Genomic DNA, 717 nt, shown 5'->3' on the forward strand with positions numbered 1-717 from the left:
CTATAGCCTGCAACACCGGCAGCAACGTTCGCTATAGAATCTGCGCCTAAAGCAACAGCATGATCTGTATTTGCTCTTGAATAAAACCCTATAGAAAGAGCCTCTTTTTCCGTTGCATATGCACGATGACCAACTGCAGTTGAACCATACCCCAAAGCTTTAGAAACCGCGCCTAAAGCTGTTGAATAATCACCCTGAGCAGTGGTATAATCATTGTCCCCGTGTTCACTTTTTAAATTATATTCGGAACCTAGTGCGGTGCTGCTTTTCCCCAAAGCATGCGCCATGCGACCTATAGCCAAGCTATCTTCTTTTGTCGCCTGCGCCTGATCACCCATAGTAATAGCAAATTTTCCTGTTGATTGTGCCTTATGACCAATAGCAACACTTATCTCCCCTGCTGCATTTGCCAGCCCACCTAAAGCAACAGAAGAATCTCCTTTTGCTTCCGATCCTACACCCACAGCAATGCTCACCTTTCCAGCAGCAAGCGACGCAACACCAAAGGCTAATGACCCTCCCGTAAGGGCCGTTGCATTTGCACCAAATGCTGTTGAATAACTCCCCTGTGCCGCAGATCCACAACCAGTGGCAAAAGAATAAACACCAAAAGCCTCAGGCATTATATTCGCATCACCACCAGTCAAACCTCCCATATAACCAATATTCCCACGGGTTTGCCCATTACCAGTCCAAACTAGTTGCTTATCGCTGTGA

The 717-nt window shown here is 46.7% G+C and carries 1 pseudogene; it reads right to left on the minus strand.

The features are described 5' to 3' along the window. Positions 1-717 (minus strand): annotated as a pseudogene (locus ACFINC_RS10715) (hypothetical protein); the annotation flags it as partial.

The sequence above is a fragment of the Bartonella sp. AP58NXGY genome (assembly GCF_042195785.1).
Lineage (GTDB): Bacteria > Pseudomonadota > Alphaproteobacteria > Rhizobiales > Rhizobiaceae > Bartonella.